The sequence below is a fragment of the Thermoplasmata archaeon genome (assembly GCA_036395115.1).
In the GTDB taxonomy this organism is placed as follows: domain Archaea; phylum Thermoplasmatota; class Thermoplasmata; order RBG-16-68-12; family RBG-16-68-12; genus RBG-16-68-12.
In genome coordinates, this window is the sequence record DASWDU010000011.1 from 42,213 (window position 1) to 61,445 (window position 19,233).

General features: G+C 65.4%; 19 protein-coding genes and 1 pseudogene. 13 read left to right on the plus strand and 7 right to left on the minus strand.

The window, feature by feature from the left end; all coding sequences use genetic code 11:
* Positions 1–22: 22 nt before the first annotated feature.
* Genes VF992_02630 through VF992_02645 form a run of 4 tightly spaced genes read left to right on the plus strand, consistent with a single transcriptional unit; the run spans position 23 to position 2,648 of the window.
* The gene (locus VF992_02630; GenBank protein HEX9340053.1) at positions 23–478 is read left to right on the plus strand and encodes an NUDIX hydrolase; all 456 of its coding nucleotides are present in this window, start codon (positions 23–25) and stop codon (positions 476–478) included.
* Between the two features lie 40 nt (positions 479–518).
* A complete protein-coding gene (locus tag VF992_02635) occupies positions 519–1,223 on the plus strand; it encodes a hypothetical protein (protein ID HEX9340054.1) in 705 nt (234 codons plus the stop codon).
* A gap of 54 nt (positions 1,224–1,277) precedes the next feature.
* Entirely contained in the window at positions 1,278–2,294 is a 1,017-nt protein-coding gene (locus VF992_02640) for a zinc ribbon domain-containing protein (GenBank protein HEX9340055.1), read from the plus strand.
* A 48-nt stretch (positions 2,295–2,342) separates the two neighbouring features.
* The gene (locus VF992_02645; protein ID HEX9340056.1) at positions 2,343–2,648 is read left to right on the plus strand and encodes an NIPSNAP family protein; all 306 of its coding nucleotides are present in this window, start codon (positions 2,343–2,345) and stop codon (positions 2,646–2,648) included.
* An 82-nt stretch (positions 2,649–2,730) separates the two neighbouring features.
* Here the strand turns inward: VF992_02645 and VF992_02650 are convergent, their stop codons facing one another.
* Both VF992_02650 and VF992_02655 read right to left on the minus strand, forming a co-directional pair.
* Positions 2,731–3,687 carry a hypothetical protein gene (locus VF992_02650; protein HEX9340057.1) on the minus strand — a complete coding sequence of 319 codons (957 nt, stop codon included), beginning with the start codon at positions 3,685–3,687 and terminating at the stop codon, positions 2,731–2,733.
* 42 nt (positions 3,688–3,729) lie between these two features.
* Positions 3,730–4,002 carry a DUF2277 domain-containing protein gene (locus tag VF992_02655; protein ID HEX9340058.1) on the minus strand — a complete coding sequence of 91 codons (273 nt, stop codon included), beginning with the start codon at positions 4,000–4,002 and terminating at the stop codon, positions 3,730–3,732.
* Positions 4,003–4,194: 192 nt separating this feature from the next.
* Here VF992_02655 and VF992_02660 point away from each other — a divergent pair, with 192 nt between their 5' ends.
* The 4 genes and pseudogenes from VF992_02660 (at position 4,195) to VF992_02675 (ending at position 6,014) form a co-directional block, all read left to right on the plus strand.
* The gene (locus VF992_02660) at positions 4,195–4,587 is read left to right on the plus strand and encodes a nuclear transport factor 2 family protein (GenBank protein HEX9340059.1); all 393 of its coding nucleotides are present in this window, start codon (positions 4,195–4,197) and stop codon (positions 4,585–4,587) included.
* 75 nt (positions 4,588–4,662) lie between these two features.
* A complete protein-coding gene (locus VF992_02665) occupies positions 4,663–5,034 on the plus strand; it encodes a metalloregulator ArsR/SmtB family transcription factor (GenBank protein HEX9340060.1) in 372 nt (123 codons plus the stop codon).
* Positions 5,034–5,534, plus strand: a pseudogene (locus VF992_02670) (SRPBCC domain-containing protein). Before VF992_02665 ends, VF992_02670 begins: the two are co-directional and overlap by 1 nt.
* A gap of 57 nt (positions 5,535–5,591) precedes the next feature.
* Positions 5,592–6,014 carry an SRPBCC family protein gene (locus VF992_02675; protein HEX9340061.1) on the plus strand — a complete coding sequence of 141 codons (423 nt, stop codon included), beginning with the start codon at positions 5,592–5,594 and terminating at the stop codon, positions 6,012–6,014.
* A gap of 44 nt (positions 6,015–6,058) precedes the next feature.
* On the opposite strand, the gene VF992_02680 is transcribed toward VF992_02675, so the two are convergent.
* Positions 6,059–6,421, minus strand: a complete 363-nt coding sequence (locus VF992_02680; GenBank protein HEX9340062.1) for a VOC family protein — start codon at positions 6,419–6,421, stop codon at positions 6,059–6,061.
* Between the two features lie 68 nt (positions 6,422–6,489).
* A complete protein-coding gene (msrB, locus tag VF992_02685; protein HEX9340063.1) occupies positions 6,490–6,876 on the minus strand; it encodes a peptide-methionine (R)-S-oxide reductase MsrB in 387 nt (128 codons plus the stop codon).
* A gap of 172 nt (positions 6,877–7,048) precedes the next feature.
* Here msrB and VF992_02690 point away from each other — a divergent pair, with 172 nt between their 5' ends.
* On the plus strand, positions 7,049–7,603 hold the full coding sequence (locus VF992_02690) for a lactate utilization protein (protein ID HEX9340064.1): 555 nt from the start codon (positions 7,049–7,051) through the stop codon (positions 7,601–7,603).
* Between the two features lie 88 nt (positions 7,604–7,691).
* Positions 7,692–9,716 (plus strand): LUD domain-containing protein, encoded by a 2,025-nt coding sequence (locus tag VF992_02695; GenBank protein ID HEX9340065.1) that lies wholly within the window; start codon positions 7,692–7,694, stop codon positions 9,714–9,716.
* A gap of 26 nt (positions 9,717–9,742) precedes the next feature.
* Here the strand turns inward: VF992_02695 and VF992_02700 are convergent, their stop codons facing one another.
* Together VF992_02700 and VF992_02705 are read right to left on the minus strand one after the other, a co-directional pair.
* Complete coding sequence (locus VF992_02700; protein HEX9340066.1) at positions 9,743–10,069, minus strand: hypothetical protein; 327 nt, start codon at positions 10,067–10,069, stop codon at positions 9,743–9,745.
* Between the two features lie 153 nt (positions 10,070–10,222).
* Positions 10,223–11,608, minus strand: a complete 1,386-nt coding sequence (locus tag VF992_02705; protein HEX9340067.1) for an FAD-linked oxidase C-terminal domain-containing protein — start codon at positions 11,606–11,608, stop codon at positions 10,223–10,225.
* 258 nt (positions 11,609–11,866) lie between these two features.
* On the opposite strand from VF992_02705, the gene VF992_02710 reads away from it, so the two are divergent.
* Together VF992_02710 and VF992_02715 are read left to right on the plus strand one after the other, a co-directional pair.
* On the plus strand, positions 11,867–13,411 hold the full coding sequence (locus VF992_02710; GenBank protein HEX9340068.1) for an Nramp family divalent metal transporter: 1,545 nt from the start codon (positions 11,867–11,869) through the stop codon (positions 13,409–13,411).
* A 130-nt stretch (positions 13,412–13,541) separates the two neighbouring features.
* Positions 13,542–14,942, plus strand: coding sequence for a DUF4147 domain-containing protein (locus VF992_02715; protein ID HEX9340069.1), 1,401 nt, complete (start codon positions 13,542–13,544; stop codon positions 14,940–14,942).
* Here VF992_02715 and aceB read toward each other — a convergent pair.
* On the minus strand, positions 14,930–16,558 hold the full coding sequence (gene aceB / locus VF992_02720) for a malate synthase A (protein ID HEX9340070.1): 1,629 nt from the start codon (positions 16,556–16,558) through the stop codon (positions 14,930–14,932). The genes VF992_02715 and aceB overlap by 13 nt on opposite strands.
* 400 nt (positions 16,559–16,958) lie before the next feature.
* Between aceB and VF992_02725 the strand changes: the two genes are divergently transcribed.
* Positions 16,959–19,184, plus strand: coding sequence for a DUF11 domain-containing protein (locus VF992_02725; GenBank protein ID HEX9340071.1), 2,226 nt, complete (start codon positions 16,959–16,961; stop codon positions 19,182–19,184).
* Positions 19,185–19,233: the final 49 nt, after the last annotated feature.

Here is a 19,233-nt window from a genome sequence, read left to right on the forward strand (position 1 = left end):
CGCGGGGCGCTTCCGGGTGGTCGTGCCCGCATCCGCGGAATCCCCGGACGAGCCGGTCCCTGCCGTCAGCGCGATCGTTTTCCGGGGCGATGAGGTCCTCCTCGTGAAGCGGGCATCCGAACCGAACAAGGGGCGGTGGAGCATCCCGGGGGGCGTCCTCGAAGTCGGAGAGACGATCGAGGAGGCGGCGATTCGAGAGACGCGCGAGGAGACGAACGTCGTCGTGCGCCCGCGGGAGGTGTTCGGCGTGAGCGATTACATCGAGAGGGACGGGTCAGCCGTCCGATGGCATTACGTCCTGATCGACCTCCTCTGTGACTACGTCAGCGGAGATCCGTTCCCGGCGACGGACACCGAGAACGCCCGCTTCATCCCGCTCCGAGAACTCGGGGAGTACGAACTCGCGCCCGCCGCACTCGAGGTCGTCCAGGAGGCCGCAAAGGACCGCGGGAGCGCAGCGCTTTCGGGCCCGCGCTGATCTGCGAAGCCTCTTGTGGGCTCGGATGCATTCGCGTCCCGTGGCGGTTCCATCCGGCATCGCCCGCAAGATCCGGACGATCCTCGACGTGCAGGACGTCCCGATCGCTCCACCCGCACGACGCGGAGGCCGCAGCTGGCTGCTGCATCCCCGCCGGCTCGAGGTCCTGCTCGCGTCGGCCGCGTATCCGGGCCTGCACGAGCGATCCGCGTCCCGGCTCCTGCTCCTGCCGCTCCCGTCGCTCCGATACCATGTGGAGCAGCTTGTGGCCCAAGGATTCCTCGAACGTCGTCGATACGCCGGTCGCACGTCCCTCTTCGCGTCCGGGATGTATCCTCGGGCATCCGAGTGCTTCCTCGTCGCGTGGGAGGACCGCATCGATCGGGCGATCCTCGTCGCACTCGCGCGAACGCCGAAGGCAGCGGCCGACGCGATTGCGAAGGCGGCCCGCATCTCCACCCCGGGGGCCGTGGCAGGGCTCCGGCGACTCGCCGCGATTGGCGCCGTCCGGCTCTCTCGGGACCGCGTGCCTCGCGCATCCCTGACCGCAGGGTGGCGTGCGTTCGAACGAGACTGCCACGTGCGGACCGGCGCGCGCCTCGATCGCTTCGTCGCCCTGTTGCAGCGCGACGACCTGCACCCGGTCGTCGAGCCTCTGGACCGGAGCCGCGTGCGCATCACGGTCGACGGGCCACGCTCCCGGATCCGTTTCGTGCTGCCGCTCGATCCGATCGCTCGAGGGTAAGGCTTCCCAGAACTCCGTCGATATGTTTATCGGGCCTCCACTCCGTGCGCTATCGTGGCCGCCCCTACCCCTGCGCCCGCCGGCCCGCCGGTGCCGTATTGGCCGTCCGTCGTCGTGAAGCCGGACACGCTCCGGGGCGTGCAGACGTACTACGTTTGCCTGATCCTCGACATCATCTTCGGCGTGTTCGCGCTGACCGTCGGTACCGCGGCGATCCTGCTGACGACGTCCGATCAGGCGTCTGCCTTCGCTGCGGCGTCGATCATCGGTTCCGCGGCGTGCGGCCTCGTCATTGTCTTCGTGATTAACTTCATCGTCGCGCTCATGTCCGTCCTCCGCATGCACCACGGGGCGAACGAATACGGCCCCGACCACGCCCGAGACGCGAGCCGCGGCGTCCTCTTCAAGTGGATCGGCACGACGCTTTCCACGATCGCCACGATCCTCGTTGTGTCCCTGCTCATCACGGGCAGCTCGTTCCTACTCGGAGCGGGAACCGTGTCCGGGACCGTCTTCGTGCCGTTGCTCGTGACGGTCTTCTGGACCGCCGGCGTCGGCTCGAAGGCCCAGATGTACCGCTTCATGGTCCGATCCCTCCAGCCTCCGGAGACCCGTCGGTGGGCCGACGCCGCGAGCGTCCTCATCCCGACCCTCGGCGTCATCGGGATCGCCGCGGTCGGATTCCTGACCGTCCGTCTGCTCGACCTCGCAGCGAACCCGTCCACCGTCTCCTCGGAGGAAGCCCTCCGGATGTCGACGCTGCTCATCGGCGGCGTGTTCCTTCCGCCGGGCCTCGCCCTCGTCGGGTACGTGATCTTCCTCTCCATCTATGCGAAGACACGGGCCCGGCTCGATGCCGGGCTCGCACAGCTGTACCGGGCGGTGCCCCCGCCGCTCGCTTGGGCGTGGCCACCCGCCCCTGCGCCCGCGCCATCTCCCGCTCCTTCGAACCCGTCGGCCGTAGCGGCGCCGCCGCCTGCCGTCGCGTCGGGGAATTGCGCGACGTGCGGGGTCGCGGTGCCCGCCGAGGCGATGTTCTGCATGAACTGCGGGACCCGAGTGCGAGGGTGACGCCCGGGTAACCGGAACCCACATGTGCCGGGAAACGCTCCCATGCGCGTGGCGGCGACTTCGCAACTTCGGATCTATACGATCAAGGAAGGCAAGATGGAGGAGTGGCTTGACGGCTGGACGCGCGGCGTGCTCCCGCTCCGCCGCAAATTCGGATTCCGCGTCGATGGCGCATGGGTCGTCCGAGGGGAGAACCGGTTCGTCTGGGTCCTCACCTACGACGGCGGCGGGGGCTTCGAGACGCGCGACGCCGACTACTACGCATCCCCGGAGCGCAAGGCCCTGAGCCCCGACCCCGCGCCACTCATCGAGAAGGCGGAGACGTGCTTCGTGACCTCCGCCCTTTCCCGCTGACGACGCCCGGTCGAGGCGTATCGGTTCATCGATCCCTTGCACGGTCGGCGGGAGGCCGCAACTCCGACGTCTTCCGGGACCTCTATCTCGAGTCCCCGAGCGCGCCGAGCGCCCGCAACGTGATCCACTTGCTCGGCGCATGGAGTCGTTCGAGAGCGAATCGGCGAACGCCTTCCTCTCGGTGATAGTTCGCCCCCCGCGCGAGGTCCGGGTGGACGGCCTCCAGGGTCCACCTCCCGTCCGGTCGCATCTTCTGCCTGAGCAGCGACCGCGCGGGCTCGTTCCGCGGATCGTCGCCGTATCCGAGGCGGGCGAGCGTCTCGAGGCCGACGAGGGCGTCGTAGTAGTAGTGGACTGGGTAGTGCAGGCGTTCCCACGACATGTAACGTTGGCGGCCTTCGCGGAGGAGCGTTCGCTCGAGGTAGAATTCAGCCCCCCGTTCAACCGCGTGTTTCCATCTGCGGGTCCAACGCCGACGCCCGATCACGGCGTACGCGGCCAGCGCCTCCCAGCAGTCGAGCGTCCCGTTCGGACGGCCGAAACAGTCCCACCCGCCGTCGTCGAGCTGCTGGTCGGCGAGCCAGTCGAGGGACGCCCTCACCCGGCGATCCTCCGTGAGGCCGAAGAGGATCATCATCCGCGCCGTGTTGCCGACGAAGCAGAAGTGGGGCTCGCCTCCGAGTCGGCAGAACGGCCCCTCGGACCCGCCGTAGTCCTGCAGCATGAGGTCCACCGCACGGCGGACTTTCGGGTGGCGGGCGGTGAGGCCGAGTTCGGCGAGGGCGAGCAGTCGCCAGTTCGTCGCCACATACTTCGGCCGGTACAGGCTCTCCCGGGTCTTCCAGAAGCCGCGCGGATCCTGTTCGGCGAGGATCTCCGCAGCCCATCCGCGCGTTGGGATCTGTCGGCGCGCGACGCGGGCCTGCGCCGATTCCGGCGATCGGCCCTCGACCTCCACTAGATAGCGGTACCACGCCGCCGGTTGCGCGGAGTCCGCAAGCCAAGCATCCCGCTCGCGACGGGGCACAGCGAACGGCATCGATTCGTTCCTCATTAAGCCGAGGCCTGAGCTGGTCGGCCCTCAAGATTTGCCAAATCGTTTCGTGGCCCTCGCGTGGGCGCGCGCCGCTTCGAGCTCCCGATTCCGCGGCTCCGAACCGGTCACCAGGGAGTCCAACAAGTTCCGGACGGCCGCCGCGACGTCAACGACGGCACGATTGAACGCATCATCGTTGGCGCGCGAAGGCTTACTGAATCCCGATACCTTCCGGACGAACTGGAGCGAGGCTTCTCGGATCTCCGCGTCGGTCGCGGCAGGGTCGAAGTTGAACAAGGTCTTGATGTTCCGGCACATGTCGTTCTCACCCCGAGGAGGCGGTAAACCCCGAACCGATCCTATCCGGAAAATGTTTCGCGCACGAGCCCCGACGCGCCCCGTGGGCTGCCTCCAGCCGACGGGATAGAACCTCCCGATCTCCGCGAAACGCTTCACGTCCGGAACCCAGATATGGAGGCTTGCCAATGTGGGAGCGGTGGTGGGTGAGGGATGAATACCGAAGGTGAGAGCCGCACCGTCCGCGGATTGATCAACGCGGTTAACGATCGTGACTGGGATCGAATTCGTGACAGTTATCGGGCGGACATCATCATGGAGCATCCCGCGTACCCGGAACCAGTCGTCGGATCCCGCCAGGTTCTCGAATATCTGAAGAAACTGATCGGGGACTTCCCGGACCTCCATGTTGAGATCGCCAACATGTTCGGCGATCGCGGATGGGTCTGTGTGGAATCCGACATCACGAGTACATTCCGAGGGGCGCCGTTGCAGTACCCGGAGTGCGTCGTCCTCCGGGTCGAGGACGGTCAAATCGCGCGCGAACGACACTACGTCGACCTCCTGGTGTTCCAGAGGGGATCGAGTCCGACACCGACCCGGTGAGGCTCGCACATCGGCGTGTGGATGGAAACGGTTAACCAAACCGTTAAATATCCGGCTCGCATATCACTTAACCAGATGGTTAACCGACTAGCGGTCGAAACGGACCTGGACGCGATCTTCGCGGCCCTGGCCCATCCGATTCGGCGGGCCATCCTCGAGCAGATCTCCGGCGACGAAGCCACCGTGGGTGAGCTCGCGGAACCGCACAAGGTGAGCTTGCCTGCGATCTCGAAGCACCTGCGCGTCCTCGAGGAGGCGGGGCTGATCCGGATCGAACCGGAGGGGCGCGTACACCGCGTCCAGATCGATGCGGCTCCGCTGAGCGCGGCGTTCGGCTGGCTCACCCGGTACCGCGTGCTCTGGGAAGACCGGTTCGATCGGTTGGCCGAGCACCTCGAGCGAAGGCCGAGGAAGTCGAGTTCCCGAAAAGTCAGGAGGAAGACGTGATGCCAACACAGACGAAGAAACCAGCGAAGGGACAGGCGAAGGAGAACGAGCTCGTGGTCACGCGGACGTTCGATGCGCCGCGCGACCGCGTGTGGAAGGCGTGGACGGAGCCGGAGGAGGTCAAACGGTGGTGGGGCCCGAAAGGGTTCACGGCCCCGTTCTCCAAGATCGACCTCCGGGTCGGGGGAAAATACCTTTACTGCATGCGTTCGCCGGACGGCAAGGACTACTGGGGCACGGGCGTGTACCGCGAGGTCGTCCCCAAGACGAAGATCGTCGCCACGGACAGCTTTGCGGATGCGAACGGCAACGTCGTCCCAGCGTCTCACTACGGCTTCACCGCGGACTTCCCGCTCGAGTTGCTCGTGACGATCACACTCGAGGATGTCGGCGGAAAGACAAAGATGACGCTACGGCACTCCGGCTTCCCCGCCGGACCGGACCGAGAGGGCGCGGAGCAGGGCTGGACCGAGTCGTTCGAGAAGCTTGCGGCCTCGATCTCGGAAGGGTCCTCCGGGACGAAGTTCGTCACGGACCGGGGGAAGCGGCAGGTCGTGATGTCTCGCGTGTTCAACGCCCCGCGGGAGCGCGTCTTCCGGACCTACACGGACCCGAAGCTCATCCCTCGGTGGTGGGGCCCGCGGAGGCAGACGGCGACCGTCGAGACGATGGACGTGCGCAAGGGCGGCCGGTGGAGGTACGTCTCCCGGGACCCGGACGGAACCGAGTACGGGTTCAGGGGGGAGTACCGTGAGGTCGTCCCACCCGAGCGCCTCGTGTCCACGTTCGAGTTCGAGGGGATGCCGGGCCACGTCCTCCTGGACACGGCGACGTTCGAGGATCTCGGCCCGAGGACGCGGGTGACGATCACGTCCCAGTTCGACTCCGTCGAGGACCTCGAGGGGATGGTCGGGTCTGGGATGGAGGGCGGGGCACGCGAGACGTGGGATCGCCTCGAGGAGCTCCTCGCGAAGACGTGAACGGAGGACTGGGTGGACCCGCCGCCGGCTGGCCCGGCGGCGGCTCAATAGCCCTTCGTGTCGACGACGCAGAAGAGATTGCCTTCCGGGTCCTCGAGGACCACGAAATCCTCGCCGGGATCTCGGGGTCGGTAGCGGGTCGCGCCGAGACGGAGCAAGCGTTCGACCTCTCCCTCTTGGTCGTCCGTGTAGAGGTCGAGATGCAACACGTTCCGTTCGGGGGGCATCCCGTCGATCGATACGTTCGGTCCTTTCCCGGTCGGGTCCTTCAAGATGACGAACGGATCCTCGGGGTCGGGCGGTCGGCCGGGGCGGTACCCGAGGGCCTCCTGCCAGAAGGCCATCATTCGGTCGAAGTCTCTGACGTCGATGACGATCGACCCGATCCGCACGTTGCCCTTCTCCATGAGCCCATGACCCGAGGTTCGGGCGATAAACTTTGCTCTTGTGCTCTCCCCTGAGACCGGCCTGCGCTTCATCCTCGACGGAACGTGAGGGAGGCGGAGTTGATACAGTACCTCAACCCGGTCGGCCGGGGTCCGTCGTCGAACACGTGCCCTAGGTGGGAACCGCAGTTGGCGCATTCGACCTCCGTCCGCCGCATGAACAGACTCCGATCTTCCTTCTGCCGTACGCTTTCCTTGTCGACCGGCGCCCAGAAGCTCGGCCAGCCCGTTCCGGAGTCGTACTTCGTCCCTGCGGTGAAAAGCTCCTTCCCGCAGACGACGCATGCGTAGACGCCGGGCTCGTGGTTGTTCCAATATTCCCCGGTAAAGGGTCTCTCGGTCCCCGCGTTGATGCAAACTTCGTACTGCAATGGCGTGAGCTTTTGCCGCAGCTTCGCCTTGTCTAGCGTCTCCACGAGGACGAACTCAGCCTCCGCTCCGTTTTAAGCTTTCGTTTGAGCAGATAGGTTCGGACCTGCGGAATCCGATCGGTCCGGATTCGGTGCGCGAAGCCATAAGCCGGTCCGTGTTATCGTGGCGTCGGAGGCGGTGGTCATCCTTTCGAGGCCCGAGCTACCGGGCCGATTCGTGGCGGCCCTTCGCGACCTCCGGGCCGAGCCACATGCCGTGGCCACGGAGGCAGTCGCCTCGCAGACTCTGCGCTCCATCGTCGAGGCGCACCATGCGAATCGAATCGTCGTCGCGAACATCCCGGCGGCGCTTCGCTCCGTCGTGGCCGACGGCCTTCGAGGATTGGCCGTTCGCTTCCTCGACGAGGTCCCCGCGGAAGAGGTCGTGAGGACGTGCGCGGACGCGGACGTCGGCGTGACGTGGGCCGAGTTCGCGGTCGCGGACGATGGCGCGGTCGTCGAGGTCGCCCACGACGATTCGGCGCGGCTTGCCGCCTCCTTGCCGATCGTGCACATCGTCCTCATCCCGAGCGAGCGGTTGGTCCAGGGCGTCGGCGAAGGGATGGCGGCGGCCGGTGAGATTCTCCGTTCGAGCGCGCCGGGCCACCGACCCACGATCACGTTCATCTCGGGCCCGAGCCGGACCGGGGACATCGAGCTTCGCCTCCTGTACGGGGTCCACGGCCCGCATTCGCTCCACGTCATGATGCTCGACTGGTACCCCGGGAGGTAGGAAGCTGCGGAAGGCGCGTCAGCGGCTCGCGGCGGAAGTCCGTCGGTCGATCGAACAGCCCGAGAGGATCGGAAAACTCTGGGAGGCGATGGAGCGAGGTCGAGCGAACCGGGCCGCGACGATCCAGCAGGCCGGGCTCGACCTCCCGGCGTTTCGGGATCGCGTTCGATCGATCAAGGAGACGGCGGCCCACGATCCTTCGATCGCGGACGCCTTCGCCGATGCGGTCCGGGCGAACGGAGGACGCGTCTTCCTAGCGGCGACGGGCCGCGACGCGGTTCGGTACGTGCTTGACGTCTGCAGGGCCAACGCGGCGGACCTCCTCGTGAAGTCGAAGTCCCTCACGTCCGAGGAGATCGAGATGAACCAAGGCCTCGCGGCGGAGGGGATCCGCGCGATCGAGACGGACTTGGGTGAGCTGTTGTGCCAAGTGGCCGGGGAGAAGCCCTCCCACCTCGTCTTCCCGGCGATCCACATGACCTCGGACCGGATCGCCCGGATGCTCACGCAGGCCTACGGGGAGGCGATCGCCGCCGAACCGTCGAGCATCTTGTCCGCGGTCCGCGCGCGGCTCCGGCCGCTGTTCCTCGCGGCGAAGGTCGGCGTGACCGGAGCGAACATCGGCGTCGCGGAAACGGGATCCATCGTCGTCGAGACGAACGAGGGCAACGGCCGCCTCGTGACGAGCGTGCCCCGGGTTCACATCGCCCTCATCGGCCTCGAGAAGATCGTCCGCCGGTGGGAGGACGCCGCCGACCTCGTGCGCGGCCATGCGATCAGCGCGACCGGGCAACGCATGACGGTGTACGTATCGCTCATCTCCCAACGACAGGCGGTGACCGGAGACCCGATGGGAAGGGAATTCCATGTGATCATCCTGGACAACGGCCGCACGAAGATGCGGTCCGATCCCGCGTTCCAGGAGGCGCTCAACTGCATCCGCTGTGGCGCGTGCATGAACGTCTGCCCGACGTACGGAGTCACGGGCGGCCACGTCTTCGGCCACATCTATCCGGGACCGATCGGCATCCCATGGACCGCGAACGTCCACGGCCTCGAAGAGGCCGGGTTCGCACACCTCTGCGTCTCGTGCGGCCTGTGCCACGAAATCTGTCCGGTCGACATCGACATCCCGTGGATGATCGCAAAGGTGAAAGAACAAGACGTCGAAGCCCACGGCCAGCCGACCTCGGAGCGGTTCTTCATGGCCTCCGAGGCGTTCGCGAAAGTCGCGTGCCTCGCGGCGCCGCTCGCGAACGGCCTCCTCCGGGATGGTCCCGTGCGGACCCTCATGGAGTGGACCCTCGGCGTGGATCGGCGACGCACCCTGCCGTCCTTCGCGCGTCGGCCGTTGAGGGCTCGCTTCCGGGAGCGACCCGCTCGCGCGGGATCGGTCGGCAAAGTCGCATTCTTCCCCGACCTGTACGCGGAGTTCAATAACCCGGACTTGGGACTGCGGGCGATCGAACTCCTCGAACGCCTCGGGTACACGGTCGTCATCCCGGACGTGCGGTGGGGCGGGATGCCCTACGTCTCCTACGGCCGGCTCGGTAGGGCGTCGAAGGTCGCCGCGGAAAACCTGCGAGTCCTCGGTCCGCTCGTCGACGAGGGGTATGTCGTCGTCTCGACGGAGCCCACCGCGATTTACATGCTCCAAAAGGTATATCCGAAGCTCCTCGAAGGGGACGTCGCGGCGAAGGTCTCGGCGCGGTCCCGTGGGTTCTTCGAATTCGTCCAGGGGCGTCTCGGAGACTTGCCGCTGAGGCCGACCCGGGATGCGGCAGGGCTCGTCGGATTCCACATACCGTGCCACGACCGTGCGCTGTCCTCAGGCGCGCCCGCGATCCGGTTCCTCGAACGCGCGTCGTACCGCGTGCGGGTTGTGGAGACGGGCACGTGCTGCGGCATCGCGGGGACGTTCGGCATGAAACACGGGTGGCTCGGCTATGAGCTGTCGATGGCGGTCGGAGAGAAGCTGTTCGATCAGTTCCGGGGGAGCGGCTGCGATCTCATCGCCACCGAGAGCAGCGTGTGCTCCCTCCAGTTGCACGACGGCCTGAGAGTCGATGTCCTGCATCCCCTCGACATGGTCGCGGTGGAGCCCAGCCGCTAGGCCGTCGCCTCCGTGTCCACGGCCGGTCACGTCGACATGGTGCCGCGGTAAGCCTGGCACTCCGTACAGTACCACTGCCCGAGTTCGTCGACCCAGTGCAGGGGCCTGCCGCAGCCAGGACAAGCGAAGGAGACCCACGGGGGCCGTCCGCCCGGGGCCCACGACGGCGGCCCGGCGGCGACGTAGATGACGATGGCGACGACCAAGGCCGCTATTCCGAGGACGAGCAAAAGCGGAGCGACGAGACCGGGGCTTTGGCCGCTAAGGAGACGGGTCACCGTGTAGAAGCCGCCCACGTAAAGGGCCATGAACCCAACCAGGCTGATTAGGACTCCATCTCCACGGGCGACCATGGACAAGCCCCGCCGCCGAACACGCCTCGAGATTATCAACCGTGTGTGTTCGAAGGAGGGATTTCACAAAGGGGCGGCCCGCCTCGTCCCTGGCTCGACCAAGCCGCGAGATATCTCCCGACCCACAGACGCGTCGCTGATTCGCTCGGCCTCTCAGGCCAGCTCGACGTACTTCCCGGGATTCATGATTCCCTTCGGATCGAACAACCGCTTGATCTCTTTCATGAGCCGGAGGCCTTCCTGGCCTCCATGGGCCTCCATCTGCTCTCGCATGAGCGATGCCTTCTGAACTCCGATCCCGTGTTCCCCGGTCACCGTGCCTCCGACTCGAATCGCGTATCGACAGAGCTCCTCAAGTGCCGCCGTTGCCGCGCGTTGACTCGCGGGATTCGCGCGGTCGAACAGGATCGTCGGATGGACGTTCCCGTCCCCGGCGTGGCCGAGCGTCGGGATGCGAAGGCCGAGCCGACGGGCGGTCTCCTTCACGAGACCGAGGTATTCGGCCAAGCGCTCGATCGGGACCGTGACATCTTCGATTTGCACGCCGGACGCGAGTTCCTTGACGGCCAGATACGCGCGGCTCCGTGCGGAATAGAGGCGGCCCGCCTGCTCTTCGTCCGCGGCGCGGGTGAAGCCTCGCGCCCCGTGTGTCCGGAAGACCTCCTCCGCCGACGGGACGAGAGGCGCTTCCAGATCCACCAGGAGTGTGGCTTCCGCCTCCTCGAGGTCCATGCGGAACGCGGCGTTCACGGCCCTCACGGTCTCCAAGTCCATGAACTCCATGAGGTTCGCCGAGATTCGCCTCCGGCGGAGCTCTTGGATCGCACGGCCCGCGGACGGCCAATCGCCGAATGTGACGAGCATGCGGACGATCGGGACCGTGGGAAGGGGCAGGATCTTCAGGTAGGCCTCCGTCACGATTCCCAATGTCCCCTCGCTGCCGATCATCAGGTGGACAAGGTCGTACCCTGCTCGGTTCTTCGCGAGAGGCTCGCCGAACATGGCCGTGCGGCCGTTCGCCAACACGACGCGGAGGGCGAGCACCCAGTCCCGCATCGTCCCATACCGGACGCACCGCATGCCTCCGGACCCCTCGGCAATCGCCCCGCCGGCCGTGCAGACGAAGCTGCTCGCGGGATCGGGCGGAAAGAAGAAGCCGTCCTTCCGGAGCGCGTCGTTGAGGTCGTCGAGGACGACCCCGGCCTGGACGTGGACGTACCAGTTCACCGGATCGACCTTGAGGATCCGGTTCAACCGGGTCACGTCGAGCACGATTCCTCCTTTCAGGACGACGGCCCCCGTGAGGCTCGTCCCCGCCCCGCGTGCCACGATCGGAATGCCTCGGCGGGACGCCACCTTGACGATCCGCACGATTTCGTCTTCCGTCCCGGGACGGACGACGGCGCTCGGGACGGCTTCGAAGTCGGCCATGTCCCTTTGGTAGGCACCGAGGGCGGCCTCATCGGTCACGATGTGTTCCGTACCGACAATCGTCGACAACTCCTCGGCCAAACCTTTTCGGGCAGTTCGCGCGGGCATCGAACGCGAATGGCCTTGAAGTCGTGAAAAGCCTTGGTGTACGCTTGGCCCCGGTAGGACTCAGGCGGGCCCGCAGGCTCCATCGGTCGTCGTAGGGGCCTTGGCGGCACTCGCGCGGGACCGATAGGTTGAAAAATGCCCATGCCATGCCGGCGCACGGGAGGAGGTCGAACGGCCTCGAAGGGCGTTTGTCGCCCGGCTTGTGAACTCCGAGTGTCGGTCGCTTGCGCTCCCGCACCGTGAATCGGGGTTGGTTCTGTGGTCGAAACGGAAGTCCTCGAGGAGGGGCAGGAGACGATGCCCGGTACGGAAACCGTCCAGATCGGCGTGAGTCGACCGCCGCTCCCTGTGACGGACCTCCCGACGCCGGAGGAAGCGTTCAACATCAAGGGTCCGATCACGCCGGGGAAAGTCATCCGATACATCATCGGTCCGAGCCTGATCGCGCTCGGGGTGTCGATCGGCAGCGGGGAATGGCTGATCGGCCCGTTTAACGTCGGGACGAAGGGGTTCGTCGGGATTCTCTGGGTCGTCCTCGTATCCGCCCTCCTGCAAGTCTTCTACAACGTCGAACTCGCGCGGTTCACGATCGCAACCGGGGAGTCGCCCGCCATCGCGTTCGGCCGTGTCCCGCCCGGCTTTTGGTTATGGATCCCATTGGCGGTGTTCCTCTACTGGCTGGCGTTCATCTGGGGCGGATGGGCCTCGGGTGCGGGCCAGAGCCTGTTCGTCCTGATTTACAACCGCTTGCCGGCGTCCTCGGAAGCGATCGTATCGAGATCGCTCGGTGCCGGCCTCCTGTTCCTCATTATGGGAATCGTACTGTTCGGTAAGAAAATCTCGCGCACGATGGAAATCGCGAACTGGATCATGGTCGCGTTCATCTTGTTCTCCGTCGTCAGCCTCGTCGTGCTCCTTGTCCCCGCGGAGTTCTCGGCGAGTGCGTTCGCCGCGATGGTGACGCCGGCCGCTCCTCCCTCCGGAACGACGGCCACGGACCTCGGCGCCCTCGCCGGGTTCACTGCCACCGCGAGCGGGGTGAACTACTTCATCATCAGCTATTATCGAGACAAAGGGTACGGCATGGGGCACCGGGTCGGCTACATCGCCGCGCTCGTCGGAGGCAAGCAGGAGAAGCTGCTCGCCTCAGGGTTGACGTTCCCGGCCGATGCGAAGAACACGGCAATCTGGAAGCGCTGGTTCAAGTATCTCCTGATTGACCAGTGGGGCGTATTCTTCACGGGTGCAATCGTCGGCATGATGATGCCCGTGATCCTCGTCGGATACCTGAGCCAGCAATCGGGCGTTGCGCCGACCAGAGCAGGAATGCCCGTGTACGCCGGGAGTCAGATCACCGCCCTCTACGGGCCGTTCTTGGGGAATTGGGCCTATATCGTCGGCTTCTTCATCCTCTTCAGCACGCAGATGGTCGTCTTCGAGGCCTTGGTTCGGCAGTTCGTCGACGGCGCCCACGCGATGAGTCCGAAGTTCCGGAAGTTCACGCGGGAGGACCCGCGCCGGTTCTACTATCCCTTCATGCTCGGACTCGCCACCCTCATTTCAATCATCGTCATCTTCGGGGCGAACCCGCTCGATTTGGTGAACCAGTCTGCGAACTTTTCGAACCTGGCCTCCCTGATCGTCCCGTTCGCGGTGATTTACCTCAACCGTAGGCTGCCGGCGCCAGCGCGGATGAAGTGGTGGTCGTACGTGGTCCTCATCCTGAACGTGATCTTCTTCGGGTTCTTCTTCATCAACTTCGCCTTCGAGAGGATCACGGGGAGCGCGCTGGTCAAGTTCTGAGGACCTGATTGTCGACGGGAAGGCGTACGCGCCCTTCCCCCGGAGCCCTACGAGTCCGCAACAGGGCCCGGCCGAACGGAGTGTCCATGTAGGCCGAGTCCGCTTGTTCGGAACACGCGGAGGATAGCGGATGAGCGCCGGCAAGTCCAATGGTCGAAGTCGGGGATGGGGCCTGAACGTCGAGCTCCTCGCGACGAACGCGACGAACTCAGTCCTTCGCTCCTTGCGACGCGATGCCTTAGAGATCCTCCGACACGCCCTCGATGACGTCGATCCGGAACAGGCCGTCGCCACCGTGATTGAGCGGCGCGGCGATTACTTGTACGTCCTTGGTAAACAGGTCCCCATCGTCGCGAGACCAATTTATGTGTTAGCGATCGGAAAAGCGTCAACCCGGATGGCAAAGGGCGTCCTCCGCGTCCTCCGACCCGAGTCGGGCCTCCTCGTTGCAGAGAAGGCCCCGTCTCCCGCTTTGGAAGGCTTCCAAACCGTCCTCGCGTCCCACCCTCTGCCCGACGAAGGGAGCTTGAGGGCGGGCGAGGCCGCCCTGCGGATCGCAGACGGACTTCGGCCCGGCGATGTACTCATCGTCCTTCTGTCAGGTGGGGCGAGCGCGATGTTCGAAGCATCTCGTGTGCCGCTGGGCGACCTCCGCGACGCAAATACTCAGATGCTGCGGAGCGGCTTGGACGTTCGGGACCTGAACGAGGTGCGAAAAGGTCTCTCCGATGTCAAGGGTGGACGGCTCGCCGAGCGGGCGGCGGGTCGTGGCGCCACCGTTGTCGGGTTGATCCTCTCCGATATCGTCGGGAGTCCAATCGAGGATATCGGGTCCGGGCCCACGGCCCCCGGTTCGTCCCGTGGCGAACGGGCGAAGGAGATCCTCGTTCGGCACGGGCTATGGGATCGGATGCCCGTCTCCGTGCGGCACAGCCTAGCCGAGGCGGCGAGCGCGACGAGACCCCGACTGTCGGCGCCGACGGCTGTTCACAATTTCATCGTCGCAGACAACGTGCGCGCGTGTGAAGCCGCACGACGGGAAGCGGAGCGCCGCGGGTATGCCGCGCACATCTTGACGACGTCGTTGGAGGGCGAGGCTCGCCAGGTGGGCCCCGTCCTGGCCGCCGATGCGATTCGGTGGAAGCCACGCGCTCGACGGATAGCAGTCGTCGCCGGGGGCGAGACGACCGTCACGGTCCGTGGCAGGGGCCTGGGTGGGCGCAACCAAGAGCTCGCTCTCGCGGCCGCCCGAATTCTGGAGGGCCGGTCTGCCGTCCTCCTCTCCTGCGGGACCGACGGGGCCGACGGGAACACGGACGCGGCCGGCGCGATCGCGGATGGCGAGACGATGTCGAGAGCGCGGTCCCTGCGGCTCGATCCGAAAAAGTTCCTCGAGGCGAACGACTCATTCGCATTCTTCCAGGCTCTCGGGGACCTGATCGTCACGGGTCCGACCGGAACGAACGTCGCGGACATCCAGATCGTCCTCGAGGACCGATCACGCCCACTTCCTGGCGGTCAATCGAGATAGTCGTACGCAATCAGGGTCAGAAATACGACGAAGTCGGCGCCGAGCGCGACCTTCTCGAAGATCTCGCGCGCCTCGTCGAACCGTCCCTTCTGGAAGGCTTCAGAGCCGATCGCGTCCCGGATTTTCGCGAGTTCTTCGTCCTCGAACTTCCGCACAAGGGCGGGCGTGATAATCGCTCCCTCCTTCAATGGGACCCGATCCCGGATCCACTGCCACACCTGGGACCGAGCGATCTCCGCCGTCGCGGTGTCCTCCATCAGGTTGAAGATTGCCGCGGCTCCATTCCCGCGGAGCCACGACTCGACGTACTGGAGCCCGACGCTCACATCATTCCGGAGGCCCGCCTCCGTGATCGTGCCGCCGGGAACGCGCACGTCGAGGAGATCCTTCGCCGTGACGGACACCTCCTCCCGCAGGCGCGACACCTGGTTCGGCTTCGTGCCGAGGACGCCGTCGAACACCTCCGTCGCGACCGGCACGAGGTCGGGATGGGCGACCCACGTGCCGTCGAACCCGTCGTTCGCCTCGCGGACCTTGTCCTCTCGCACCTTCGCGATCGCGACCTCGTTGACCTTCGAATCCTTGCGGCTCGGGATGAACGCCGCCATGCCGCCGATCGCATGGGCGCCGCGCCGATGGCACGTCCGCACGAGGAGTTCCGTGTAGGCGCGCATGAAGGGCACGGTCATCGCGACTTGTACACGGTCCGGGAGGACGAACTCCTTTCGGTCTCGGAACTTCTTGATGATGGAGAACATGTAGTCCCAGCGGCCCGCGTTCAGGCCGACGGTGTGCTCTCGGAGTTCGTACAGAATCTCGTCCATCTCGAAGGCGGCGGGAATCGTCTCGATCAGAACTGTGGCCTTGATCGTCCCGCGAGGCAGCCCCAACGCCTCCTCGGATCGGAGGAAGACGTCGTTCCATAGGCGGGCTTCGAGGTGGCTCTCGAGCTTCGCCAAGTAGAAATAAGGCCCCGTGCCCCGCGCGACTAGTTCCTTCGCGTTATGGAATATGTACAGGCCGAAGTCAGCCAGGCTGGCGCACACCGGGTGGCCATCGACGATCACGTGCTTCTCCTCGAGGTGCCACCCTCGCGGCCGCACGAGGAGGGTCGCGATGCGGTCCTTCAGCCGATATGTGCGGCCGTCCGGCGCGTCGTAGGCAATCGTCCGACGGACCGCGTCCACGAGGTTCACGTGGCCCGTGGCCACGTTTGCCCACGTGGGTGAGAGGGAGTCTTCGAAGTCCGCCATGAAAACCTTCGCGCCGGAGTTCAGCGCGTTGATCATCATCTTCCGTTCGACCGGACCGGTGATCTCGACCCGCCGGTCCTGCAGGTCCTCCGGGATCGATGCGACACGCCAATCGCCCTTCCGGACCGACACGGTCCCCGGGAGGAAGTCGAGGGTGCCTCCGCGGCGCAAATCCTCCCACCGCTTCACACGTTCCTCGAGGAGGCGCCTTCGGGTCGGGTTGAAGGTCCTGTGGAGGATCGCAAGGAACTCGAGTGCTTCTGGGGTGAGGATGTCCTGGACGCGCCCTTCGACCGGACCGCGAACGTCCACGCCGCCGGCTGTCGTCGCCTTGATCGAGCCTCCTTCCGGTTCGGGCCGCATCTATGCCGAGACTCGGCTATGTTCCTTTGTGTTGCCGTTACACAGATGCGTTCGGCCGTGTCCATGGAAGTGTGGGGAGAGGTCGATGAGGGTGAAAATGGCCGGCGCCTATGCTAGAACTTCGGTCGCCACGTTCACTCGCCTCCACCTGAGAGACTGAAGGGAGTCTTCTCACCAGAGCGAGGGTGGAGCCGTTGGTGTTACTAGCACCCGCAGCCCTGCTTGGTCGATGGTATGAGCTTCAGGCGCGGCTCTTCAGGGCTCGAATGTCCGTCAGCCCTTGGCCATCACCGTGGTTCGACGTGAACGTTGGGGCCCATTCAAGCGTCGCTGACAAAACAGTTAAGCGCACAACAGAAATCGGGTCCTCGAACCGTTCAGAAAAAAAGGAGGGGGTTGCTTGAGAAGGACGTTCTCTCTCGTCGCGTGCATCGGACTGATGGCGGTCTTGACGGTATCGAGCTCGGACGCGCGCGCCTCGTCGGGCACCACCGATGGTCCCGCCATCAGCCCCTCGTCAACGGGGCTCGGCATCTTGATCCTCGACGCCACCGTCCTCGGCGGCAATACCAGCGTCGAGGCGGAGCAAGCCCAGGACCTCGGCTTTGCGGTGACCGTTGTGGACGACGCGACGTGGAGTATCATGAGCGAAGACGACTTCGCCGCCTACGATGCGATCGTCCTCGGCGACCGCGTATGTGCAAGTTCGAGCCGCCTTGCCGCGGCCGAGGCCAACGTGGGCGTCTGGTCCGCCGCCGTCACCGGCAACGTCGTCCTCGTGGGCACCGACCCGGTGTTCCACATCCGCAATTATCCCTTCACACCTGCAGGCACCCAACTCACCCGGAACGCAATCCGGTACGCCGCGAGCCAAGCCGGTCACACCGGGCTCTACCTCTCGTTGAGTTGCTATTATGCGAACGCCCCCCCGCTCACGCCGGTGCCCGTGCTCGATGGGTTCGGCAACTTCGCCGTCGAGGGCCAAGGGAACTGTCCCAACACCGTGGAAATCGTGGATCCCACTAATCCCGTCTTTGACGGGTTGAGCAACGACAGCTTATCGAACTGGTCGTGCTCGGTCCACGAGGCGTTCGACGCCTGGCCGCTGGACTTCCAGGTCCTGGCCAGGGCGCCCGAGATCAATGACAGCCCGTACATCCTCGGCCGGGGGGCCGCCGCGCCGACGCCGTCCTGCGGGGGTCCGACGATCCCGCTTCCCGGGTCCGGGTTCTGGGTCGGGTTCCGCTGGAGCTTCTCGTACTTCGTCTCCCTCAACGACGGCCTCGTCGTCCGGGACGTCACGCTCGCCACGCGCTACATGGCCGTGCAGATGAGCATGCCGTACTACTACGTGCAGACGAGTGCCTTCGGCCTCACCCGTGGGGAGCTCAAGCCGGACAGCAACGACACGACCGCCCGCAGCCGGCTGGTCGGATTCGTGTCGACCGCGAACGACGAACACATCACCGTGAAGGCCACGTACGCTGTGGACCGCATCCCGCCCGGGTCTGATAGCTGCCTGATCATCGTGCAGACGTACGAGTTTCACAAGGAACTGGGCAATGGCGGCTGCGAGCCGACCAACTCGATACCGGCGCCACTGAAAAACCCTTCCTTGCCCTGCAATCTTTGGAAGTTCCAAGTGAGCTACGGGTTCGCCGGTGCCAACGGGGAGACGCTCACCTCGATCAACGTGCCCCTACGGATGCACTTCCGCGACGAGAACCGAATCGGCAACAACGCCTCCACGTACCAGGATAGGGACTCGTTCATCCCTCCGACGCCCATCGAGAAAAGCCAGTCGATTCTCGAAGAGTCGAGCTTCCGCGCGATCGTCCAAGGCGACAAGGGCACTTGGGACAACTATCACCAGACCTACCGAGCCAAAGTGACGGAACCGACGGGACTCCCCGTCGTAGGGCCCGGCTGCCCCGAGTGCATCCACATCCACTGGCGGTGGGGATACCCCGCAGGCTTCTTCAACGCCTCGTACGGCGGCCACTGCGAACTCTGGGCGTCCGACTGCACCGCTGGCGCCCCGATGATCCCCAAGGATTCCAACCAAGATGTGGAGTTCGCGGTCGTGCGCTACCATCCGGGCGAGGAAGATCCGCCGGACTTCCACCCCTTGATGAATCGCGAGACCTTGCGGAACCAAGACATGGTCTTCTGGTACTCTGCGACGGGCTACCACGACCACGACACGTTCTTCCAGCACGGCGGCTTCTTCTCCACTCTGAGCCGCTTCGCTGACTTGGCCTTGACAGGCTCCGCGTACCCCGGCCCGGTGACGGCCGGGGACGTGTTGACGTACACCTTCACCATCACAAACAACGGCCCGACTAAAGCCACCCGTGTCGTCCTCACAGACGTGTGGTCGGTCGGGGTGGCGTCCTTCGAGCCGACCGGGTCGAGTGACAGTTGCAAGGTCGCCCCTGGGGCGCCAGAGGTCGACTGCGACCTGGGCAGCATCCCGAGCGGGCAGTCGCGCACCATCACCGTCGTTCTCCACACGGCCGTCGCTGCACAAATCAGGAACGACGCATCCGTCGAGTCGCCCGGGGAAGTGGATCAGAACCCAAACAACAACCAAATCACCCTGTTGACCCAGATCGTGGCCCCCTGACGGGAGTGAGTGGCTTGGCGCAGGCTCGGGACGTAGCCAGTAGAGTCAG